This window comes from Sphaerochaeta sp. S2 (genome assembly GCF_016406725.1).
In the GTDB taxonomy this organism is placed as follows: domain Bacteria; phylum Spirochaetota; class Spirochaetia; order Sphaerochaetales; family Sphaerochaetaceae; genus Sphaerochaeta.
This window is the reverse complement of the sequence record NZ_JAEKNT010000109.1, coordinates 1-9274: the sequence shown is the minus strand read 5'-3', so window position 1 is coordinate 9274 and position 9274 is coordinate 1. Positions and strand designations below refer to the sequence as shown.

The window sequence follows — 9274 nt, the reverse complement described above, 5'->3', positions numbered from 1 at the left end:
TACCGTTATCGTGTATTCAATTATGAAAGTGATGCACTGGAAGGGGAGTATAACTCGCTTGATGCATTGATAGAGGATGGATGGAAGGTAAGTACATGAAAAGAAAACGATCGTCCTATATTCCCTTTGTTTCTGAAAAGTATCCACCTGAGTATGTACAGCTTGCACACAAGGCCACCTTCGCCAATGAAAGCCAGATTCTGGAAAGTGACAGCTGCACATGTTTTTATTGTGGCCATACGTTTAACCCACAGACAGAGGAAAAGCTGTATTGGATTACCGAGAGAGAGCCGAAGGAGAAGACCCTGCAGTGTCCTATGTGTGGTATTGATTGTTTGATAGGGAGTTCTTCCGGGTTTCCAATCCACGACCCAGAGTTTGTAAAAATCTGTACTGAGTCGTGGTTTGGAGGTATCAGCAGGATCAGTGACGGGCTTACGGTAGAGAGGCTTGCCTTGGCTGATATTCTCTTGGAAGACTAGAAACCCCTGCAACCCGAATGGGCTACAGGGGTTTCCCTTAATCATGAGCAATAGAGAATCATGCCCCCTTGGATGACCTTGATTTCGAATACAGGTCGAATGCAACGGCTGCAAGCAGTACAAAACCCTTGATAGCTTGTTGCCAGTCAGTACTGACACCAATGATTGACATACCGTTGTTCAGGACTCCGATGAAGAGCCCTCCGACCACTGCACCAATTACCGTACCGACTCCACCGGAGACAGCCGATCCACCTACGTAACAAGCAGCGATGGCATCCATCTCAAAGTTCTGTCCAGCTTTTGGCGTGGCAGAGTTGAGGCGTGCAGTAAATACCATTGCAGCAACCGTAGCCAGGATAGCCATATTCGTATATATCCAGAACATTACCCATTTTACTTTTACACCGGACAGCTCAGCAGCTTTCCTGTTTCCACCAAGAGCGTAGATATGACGGCCCTGGACTGTCTTGGATGCAACAAACTGGTATCCTACAACGAGTACTCCCAGCAGGATCAAGACATTGGGGAACCCTTTATAGATTGCAAAGACAACGGTAAAAGCTATCAAGACAGAAGCAATAAAGATTACCTTGGCAAGCCAGATCCCAGGAGGGAGAAGGTCAAAGGCGTATTTCTTTTGTTTCTTTCGTTTCTGAATTTCTCCGAAGATGATCAACCCGACAATGACAAACCCGATGAGGAGGGTAAAAATGTGAAACGTCACATTCCCGACAGTGGCTCCTCCAAAGGGATCAGGGATATAACCACTTGAAATCTTTTGGAACGCCTCTGGGAAAGGTGCCTTCGTCTGGCCCTTCATGATGACCTGTCCCAAGCCTCTAAATACCAACATGCCTGCAAGGGTGGCAATGAATGGTGGGACATTCACGAATGCTATCCAGAAGCCTTGCCACATTCCGATCAAAGTGCCACATGCCAATGCAATAATCATGGCAAGGTACGGATTCCACTGGAGGTCTACCATCATGACTCCGCACAGGGCACCAATGAAAGCGACCATGGATCCAACAGAAAGGTCGATGTTACCCGTCAATGTACACAGCAACATACCAACGGCAAGAATCAAAACATAGCTGTTCTGAAGTACCAGATTCGTCAGATTCACTGGTCTGAAAAAGATACCGTCCGTCAAGAGACCAAACGCAATCATCGCCACAGCCAAGGCGATGACCATCATATACTGCCTCACATTCTTTTTCAAAATTTCAATCAAGCCACTCATCCCATACTCCTTATCGCATGTACTCAGTAAAATTGTTATCGGATCCCATGTCTCCACATCGCTGGGTGAACAACGGTGTCTTAGTTGTTGAGGATATTACGCATAATATCCTCTTGGGTCGCGGTCTCTCCAGAAAGTTCTGCAGTAATCTTTCCTTCACTCATTACATAGATTCTATCACTCATTCCAATAATCTCCGGCATTTCACTGGAGATCAGGATACATGCATATCCTTGTTTGGCGAGTGAATTGATGATTGTGTAGATCTCATGCTTTGTCCCAACATCAATACCTCGCGTAGGTTCATCGAGAATCAATACCTTTGGGTCAGTGAACAACCATTTGGACAACACAACTTTCTGCTGATTACCTCCAGAGAGGTTCCCCGTCTTCTGGAGAATCGTCGGTGTCTTTGTGTTAAGTCGCTTGCAATAATCCTCTGCGACAATATTCTCTTCATGTTCGTTGATCACTGAAGCATTTGCAATCTTCTTGAGTTTTGCAATTGTGGTATTTTCCTTGATGTTTTGGATCAACACCAAACCAAGTTCCTTGCGGTCCTCAGGCACGTAGGCAACACCGTTTGCGATTGCCTTGGGAATTGTGCTGATGTCGACTTCCTTTCCTTCAAGATACGTTTTCCCCGTGATGTTTTCCCCATATGCACGGCCAAACACACTCATGGCGAATTCAGTACGGCCAGCACCAACCAGACCGGCTAGGCCAACGACTTCTCCAGAGCGAACATTGATGTTTACCCCTTCGAGTTTGTTTCGTTCGGGATTGTCAGGGTTCTGGACCGTCCAATCCTTGACCTCAAATAGTATATCCCCGACTGGGTTATCCCGCTTTGGGAACATGTCGGTAATTTCCCTTCCAACCATACCCTTGATGATTCTCTCTTCGCTGATTGATACAGGAGCATCTTTCTTGCGCTCTACATCAAGTGTCTCAATAGTTTTTCCATCCCGTAAAATGGTAATGGAATCGGCAATAGAAGCAACTTCATTCAGTTTATGGGAGATCAAGACAGAGGAAATATTGCTCTTGTCACGCAACTCCTTGAGAATATCAAGTAGATGTTGGCTATCTCTCTCATTGAGTGCTGAAGTAGGCTCGTCGAGAATCAGCAGCTTTGCGTGCTTTGCCAACGCCTTGGCGATCTCGACCATCTGTTGTTTTCCTACGCCAAGCTTATTTACCGGAGTGTTTGGATTTTCATTGAGCCCGATTCGCTTCATATATGTTATTGCGTCTTCTCGGGTCTTATCCCAATTGATGATATTGAATTTAGCCCGCTCGTCACCAATGAACATATTCTCAGCAATCGAAAGATAGGGGCTTAATGCCAGTTCCTGGTGAATGATGACAATTCCCGCTTGTTCACTCTGTCTGATGCTGGAGAACTTGCAGTGCTTGCCTTCGAAAAAGATGTCCCCATCATAGGTTCCGTATGGGTACACACCTGAGAGAACTTTCATCAATGTTGATTTTCCTGCTCCATTCTCGCCAACCAAGGCATGAATTTCAGATGGTTTTACATCTAGGCTGACATCATCAAGCGCTCTCACCCCCGGGAAAGTCTTGGTGATATGCTTCATCGACAGCAGAATAGAATTGTTTGGCATACATGGCTCCCCACTATATAGACTTGAACCCGATTCCAAATCACCCGTAGGCAGGTGGCACCGGGTTCGAGATCATGCGAGACAATCCCGGCCTCACTGCTGAGGCCGGGCAATTACATTTACAGTCCAAGCTCTTCGGCTGAGTGGTAACCGGTATCGACTACTTCAGCTACGAGGTTGTCCTTGGTGACGATGACAGATTCCAACAGAACGGAAGGAACAATATAGGGTTTGCCGTTCTTGATGGAGTCGTTATCGTACGTTGTGGTGTTGAGTCCCTGGGGTACTTCACCGCGCATGATGGTGTCAACGAGCTCTACAGTAGCCATACCGAGTACACGGGTATCCTTGAGAACGGTTGCATACTGTTCACCAGCGAGGATTGACTTACAGGAAGCTACAATACAATCCTGTCCACCGACGACCGGCAGTGGCTTTCCAGGTGTTCCATAACCGACAGCCTTACATGCTTCAAGCGTGGAAAGACTGATTGGATCATAAGGAGACAGAATTCCGTCGAGCGTCTGGTTCGTATAATGAGCAGAGAGGAGGTTCTCCATTCTGGACATTGCCAATTCGTTGCTCCAGCGGAGTGTTCCTACTGTGTCCATGCCCTGCTGGCCTGAACCAATCTTGAGGGTGCCATTGTCAAAATAGGGCTTAAGCTTGTCCATGGCGCCGTTGTAGAAGAAATAAGCATTGTTGTCGTCAGGTGATCCCCAAACAACTCAATGAGAAAAGGCTTCTTAGCGGGATTGTCCAAGTTCATTCCCTGGATGAGGATATCACCCATCTGCTGACCTACTGCATAGTTGTCAAATGACAGGTAGTAGTCGACGTGTGGTGATTTCATGATCAATCGGTCATAGGCAATTACGGGAATTCCTTCGTCCGCAGCTTTTGCCAGTACATCAGTCAAGGCTGATCCATCAATGGAAGCAATGACGAGTACTTTTGCTCTCTTGGTGATCAGGTCTTCAATCTGACGAACCTGGGTTGGAATGTCGTCGTCTGAGAATTGAAGGTCGACCTCATAACCGAGTTCTTCCAAACCAGATTTGACCGCTGCTCCATCCTTATTCCAGCGCTCTTCTGATCTGGTAGGCATGACTACTCCGACCATTCCTTTTGACGAAGTTTCAGCAGCCCCTCCTGCAAAAACCATGTTCATGGCAAAGAGTAGAACCATTGCCGCTACGAGCATCTTTTTCATATGTAGCCTCCTTAAGGTTTTCTGCGTTTACGTTAACGCATCACACTCTTTATTGTTAAATCATTTCGTACATAAGTCAAGAAAATTATTGATTAATCTTTAATTATTAATACTAAATACTAATAATGACTATAAATAAAATATATTTGCAGATTGTGATCTGGTTGGCTTGAAGATGAGAGCAATTCCCTCAGGGTGCGTTAACGTACTGTAGGTTTGTTGGAGAGGCTTGCAAGGGTAATGCAAGACAATTATTCATGGCAGATGGAAATAGGTTTGCTGGGTCTCTATTTGGTCTTGGTAAGCTCGAATGTCTGATAGAGATAGTCCAATGTATACCCAAGCCTCTCAGCCAAGTGAAGTGACAGTTCTGTGTGGGCATCCCAAGAGGGAAAAAGGTCCCGCTCCATACAGGCAAGAATGAGTTTTGCACTGCAAGCCAACGCAAGCCCTTTTCTTCGATAAGGGGTTTTTGTATCAACTTCAACTTCTATTCCGTTGTGATACCTGCAGTATGAAGAGGCTCCTGCTACAACCTCAGTGGCTTTGAGTATGACGAAGCCCAGTCCCAGGTCGCGAAATCGCTCGTAGGTGGGAAACTGTCCGACCAGATCCCGACACCAAGGCTCAGAGAGGAGGTGGTGATAGATAATTTCATCTATCTCAACGATTCGGAATGCCGGGGGGAGGGAATCGACAAGTCCGCTCAAATGAGCTCTATCAAACGAGGCTTCCTTTTTAAGAGCATAACGGGTGAATTCCTTAGCTCTGGATCCAAATGTCTCCCTGATAGCCTGTTCCCATAATTCACCCTTGGGGACAAGGAAACGGGTTTCCCATCGGCCGAGATCATACTGGAAGAGTAAAAGTTCACTTGATGGTTCACCAGCGAGTAGGCAGAAATCTCCAAGCAGAGCAAAAGCTGAGCGAGGCTCATTTCTGTCATCTACATAGATTTCTCCCATGATACCTTGCATACACGAACGTAAAAGGGTGTCATGCCATCCTTGAAAGAGAGGAGCTGCCTTTTTCGTCTCGATAAGTCTCTGTATCATATAGCCCCTCTGTAGTATCGAGCAGCTTCATGAGGAACACAAGAGAAAAGATGAAATTCAGAGCGCTGCAACGTTGTAGTGCTTGAGAATGGCGATGAGAAGGAAGTAGAGAACAATTGTTGCTCCACTTGCAAGCATGAAACTCCCCCAGAAAGCCATGCCGCGATGAAGCAAGAAGGGAAAAAGGGCAAAGAATGCAAGGGAAGGGAGTACCAGAAAGAATATTGACTGGGAAAGCTGCGCTATGGCGGTGTCCTGGGTTTTCTCAAAGTGCATCCAGAGGATTGCCAAGAGTGAGGTCAATGGGAGAGATGCAATCAAGGCACCGAATAGGGAACTGCGTTTGGCTATCTCGCTGACTAGGGTGATGGTAAGAGCTGAAATCCCAATTTTAATGATGTAGTACCACATGCTGTCCTCCGTAATATCATCAATCTTTCATTGCCATGTGATTACCGGAAAATAGCTCTACAGGAATCAGCGGTTTGGCACTATACTAGGAGCTACCATGAAAAGAATGATGATATTTCCCACTATTGTGCTCTTTCTTCTGCTGAGTTGCAACCAGTTCCTATTCTCTGGAACCTTTCCTGAGGAAAAAGTGAAGAGTTTTGCTGATACTGAATTTGTGTTTCCTACAGACCTCATCAAAGATTCCCCTGTCCTGATTGCCTTGAATATTGGTACCTCCAGGGAAAATGGGGAGGTACAACAAGCAGCACTCATCGCTTGGCAAGATACGGTTGAAGGGAGTGCAACTCCAATACGATTTGCTCCGTTCTACCACATCTCAGTCATAGAGGGAGCTCCCTTCTTTGTCCGTGGGGCTATACGCAGGGGGCTTGCTGAAAGTTTTGAAGGACTGATCGACCTGGAGCGGGGTGGAGTGTTGTTTCTTTCCAAGGCAGAGAAATTTGCCGAGCAGGCAGAAATCCCCATTGATGGGGAGCCCACACTGGTTGTTGTCAGTACCGATGGTACGATTACGGGCTATGTGAAGGGGGAGGTGAATTCTTTTGCGCTTTCCACACTTGCTGCTCTCTGGGAGAAGGCAACGTGAATCACTCCTTCTTTGCCCAAGTCTATGAAATCGTAGGCCGAATTCCAGAGGGAAAGGTAGCCTCCTATGGACAGATCGCCTGTATGATTGGTAGTCCAAGTAATGCCAGAATCGTAGGGTGGGCCATGAGAAAGTGTCCTTCCGGACTACCGTGGCATCGGGTAATCCGCTCAGACGGGAGCCTTGCAAGCAAAGAATTCCATGAGCTCCAGCGAGTCATGCTCGAGTCGGAGGGAATACCCTTTCTCCCTGATGGAACGATTGCCATGAAATCCTACCAGTGGAATCCTGGTTTTCAGGATTGAGGTGCAGGAAACCACCCTTTAGTGCGGTTTGCAATTCCCACCAAGGTCAACATTACGGGAACCTCCACTAAAACTCCTACTACGGTAGCAATCGTCGCTCCTGATTGCAGTCCAAAGACTGAGATAGCGACAGCTACTGCCAATTCAAAGAAATTTGAGGCCCCAATCATTCCTGCTGGTGCTGCTACATCATGGGGCAGTTTCCATGCTTTAGCCCAGAGATAGGCTATGAAGAAGATGAGGAATGTCTGGATGATGAGCGGTATGGCTATCAACACGATATTAAGCGGGTTGTCTATGATTGTCTGTCCCTGGAATGAGAATATGATAATCAGGGTAAGAAGCAAGCCAGTTATGGTCACATTGCTGAATTTGGGAATGAAGGTATTTTCAAAGTATTCGAGGCCATGACTGCGTGTGATCAGCACACGACTGAACCATCCAGCACCAAGGGGAATGACCACAAAAAGCACCACCGAGAGGAAGAGCGTCATCCAGGGGATGCTGATCCCACTTATTCCGAGTAATAGTCCCACGATGGGCACGAATGCTGCCAGAATGATGAGATCATTGGTTGCAACCTGTACCAAGGTGTACGCTGGATTGCCTCTGGTGAGATGGCTCCATACAAATACCATTGCAGTACAAGGCGCAGCTCCCAGCAGGACAGCCCCTGCCAGGTACTCCCTGGCAAGGCTTTCGGGAATGATGGCCTTGTATATGATAAAGAAAAAGAAGAAGGCGATGGCATACATGCTGAAAGGTTTGATAAGCCAGTTGGTTATCCAGGTAATCATAAGGCCTTTTGGATTCTGCCCAACTTGCTTGATGCTGTGGAAATCGACTTTGAGCATCATGGGGTAGATCATGAGCCAGATCAGGATAGCTACAGGAATTGATACATTTGCATATTCGAACCGGGAGAGGAAATGAGGAATCTGAGGAAGATATACACCGATCAATACTCCTGCGGCCATGCAAAGAAGCACCCAGAGTGTTAGGTATCGTTCAAAGAAACTGATTCCTGATGTATTGTTCTTGTTGCTCACAATGTACCTCCCGCGGCAATAATTTCTAGTAAAACTATAGGATTATATATCGAAGTATGTCAATATAACTCTGAACAAGAATATATCGAGATTGAGTGAGAAAGTTAACAAATAATTACTATAAATAGAATAAAAAATTTATTAAGTTCTATTCTGTAACAAGTGGGATGCTATACATATTGACATCTATCTATTTATAATCCATGATTTTTGTAGAGGTTGCAATGAATATCGATTTTGAGAACGGTTCCCAGTTGTTGAAGGCAATCGCAGACCCAACGAGGATCTGCATTGTACATATTCTCAGTTGTGGAGAGTTGTGTGTCTGTGAGATACAAAAGTATTTCAATGTAAGCCAACCGACCCTTTCCCATCATTTAACCATACTCAAGAATGTAGGAATCATCACGGCATCGAGAAAGGGCAAATGGATGTATTACGGGATCAACAGGGAGAAGGTGAAACTTCTCACTGGGTTCTTGGATACCGTGTTCCTCCCTGGTGATGCATGCCTATGCAAGGTGCTCAATGAAGATGGCCCCTCCTGCTAATGCACAGCACAGTTTACATGAAACAGCCTAAGTAACCCTTTGCGTATGTGTTTGTAGGTATATACGTATACACGATTTTCTTTCACCAGCTGTTTATCTGACACACAGTAATGGGGGAGCATTAGCCATGTATGCCAAATAGGACCAGTTGGTAGAGTTCCTATTGATTCATCACTTGTATAAACGAAGCCACGACTTGGAACGAGTGGCTAAACCTGGTTGGCGTTCATTTTGGTTCCCTATGATGTACTGGAAATAGTTGATATTCTTACCTCTCTTGGGGTGCAGGATAAGAGAATGGAAGATGCAATGAAATTGATAGTTTCAAAACAGGATGAGTGTGGACGGTGGAATGCTGACAATACCTAAAGAAGTGACCGCCTGCTCATTCCGATAGTGAAAAAAAAGGGCACATTCGCATGTGCCCAGAAACCTAGACATGTTGTATAGTTATCTGTTTTTCTGTGCGTCCACAAACGCCCTGCAAACATCAGGGTAGTTGGTGAAAACGCCATCACATCCCCAGTTGTAGCAGTCTATAAGCTCATGCATGGTGTTTACCGTCCACACATTAACCTGAATCTGGTGATCGTGACACTCCTCTACGGCTTCCTTGCTCATGGTGCAGTAAGGTGGATGGAAACACTCAAACCCAAACTTCTCTGCAGCATGGCCTGCATTGACC

The 9274-nt window shown here is 46.0% G+C and carries 13 protein-coding genes; 5 read left to right on the top strand and 8 right to left on the bottom strand.

Features of this window, described 5'->3' with window-relative positions; translation table 11 throughout:
* Positions 1 to 95: 95 nt before the first annotated feature.
* Complete coding sequence (locus JF818_RS03130; RefSeq protein ID WP_198890528.1) at positions 96 to 482, top strand: hypothetical protein; 387 nt, start codon at positions 96 to 98, stop codon at positions 480 to 482.
* A 58-nt stretch (positions 483 to 540) separates the two neighbouring features.
* On the opposite strand, the gene mmsB is transcribed toward JF818_RS03130, so the two are convergent.
* The 6 genes from mmsB to JF818_RS03105 all read right to left on the bottom strand — a co-directional run bounded on the left by mmsB (position 541) and on the right by JF818_RS03105 (position 6035).
* Complete coding sequence (gene mmsB / locus JF818_RS03125; protein WP_198890527.1) at positions 541 to 1728, bottom strand: multiple monosaccharide ABC transporter permease; 1188 nt, start codon at positions 1726 to 1728, stop codon at positions 541 to 543.
* A gap of 80 nt (positions 1729 to 1808) precedes the next feature.
* Positions 1809 to 3356 carry an ATP-binding cassette domain-containing protein gene (locus JF818_RS03120; RefSeq protein WP_198890526.1) on the bottom strand — a complete coding sequence of 516 codons (1548 nt, stop codon included), beginning with the start codon at positions 3354 to 3356 and terminating at the stop codon, positions 1809 to 1811.
* Between the two features lie 119 nt (positions 3357 to 3475).
* Entirely contained in the window at positions 3476 to 4030 is a 555-nt protein-coding gene (locus JF818_RS16525) for a substrate-binding domain-containing protein (protein ID WP_255528425.1), read from the bottom strand.
* The gene (locus JF818_RS16520; RefSeq protein WP_255528424.1) at positions 3955 to 4569 is read right to left on the bottom strand and encodes a substrate-binding domain-containing protein; all 615 of its coding nucleotides are present in this window, start codon (positions 4567 to 4569) and stop codon (positions 3955 to 3957) included. Before JF818_RS16520 ends, JF818_RS16525 begins: the two co-directional genes overlap by 76 nt.
* Positions 4570 to 4856: 287 nt before the next feature.
* Positions 4857 to 5624 (bottom strand): GNAT family N-acetyltransferase, encoded by a 768-nt coding sequence (locus tag JF818_RS03110; protein WP_198890525.1) that lies wholly within the window; start codon positions 5622 to 5624, stop codon positions 4857 to 4859.
* A 57-nt stretch (positions 5625 to 5681) separates the two neighbouring features.
* Complete coding sequence (locus tag JF818_RS03105; protein ID WP_198890524.1) at positions 5682 to 6035, bottom strand: DUF3147 family protein; 354 nt, start codon at positions 6033 to 6035, stop codon at positions 5682 to 5684.
* A gap of 97 nt (positions 6036 to 6132) precedes the next feature.
* Between JF818_RS03105 and JF818_RS03100 the strand changes: the two genes are divergently transcribed.
* Positions 6133 to 6684 (top strand): hypothetical protein, encoded by a 552-nt coding sequence (locus JF818_RS03100; protein WP_198890523.1) that lies wholly within the window; start codon positions 6133 to 6135, stop codon positions 6682 to 6684.
* Positions 6681 to 6989, top strand: a complete 309-nt coding sequence (locus tag JF818_RS03095) for a methylated-DNA--[protein]-cysteine S-methyltransferase (protein ID WP_198890522.1) — start codon at positions 6681 to 6683, stop codon at positions 6987 to 6989. Before JF818_RS03100 ends, JF818_RS03095 begins: the two co-directional genes overlap by 4 nt.
* Here JF818_RS03095 and arsB read toward each other — a convergent pair.
* Positions 6980 to 8041, bottom strand: a complete 1062-nt coding sequence (arsB, locus tag JF818_RS03090) for an ACR3 family arsenite efflux transporter (RefSeq protein WP_370570298.1) — start codon at positions 8039 to 8041, stop codon at positions 6980 to 6982. The two genes, JF818_RS03095 and arsB, sit on opposite strands and share 10 nt — an antisense overlap.
* A gap of 221 nt (positions 8042 to 8262) precedes the next feature.
* Between arsB and JF818_RS03085 the strand changes: the two genes are divergently transcribed.
* Both JF818_RS03085 and JF818_RS03080 read left to right on the top strand, forming a co-directional pair.
* Positions 8263 to 8589: a metalloregulator ArsR/SmtB family transcription factor gene (locus JF818_RS03085; RefSeq protein WP_198890520.1), complete on the top strand. Its 327-nt coding sequence runs from the start codon at positions 8263 to 8265 to the stop codon at positions 8587 to 8589.
* A 219-nt stretch (positions 8590 to 8808) separates the two neighbouring features.
* A complete protein-coding gene (locus JF818_RS03080) occupies positions 8809 to 8958 on the top strand; it encodes a hypothetical protein (RefSeq protein WP_198890519.1) in 150 nt (49 codons plus the stop codon).
* An 81-nt stretch (positions 8959 to 9039) separates the two neighbouring features.
* Here the strand turns inward: JF818_RS03080 and JF818_RS03075 are convergent.
* On the bottom strand, positions 9040 to 9274 hold a 235-nt coding region (locus tag JF818_RS03075; RefSeq protein WP_304945001.1), incomplete at its 5' end, for a glycerophosphodiester phosphodiesterase family protein.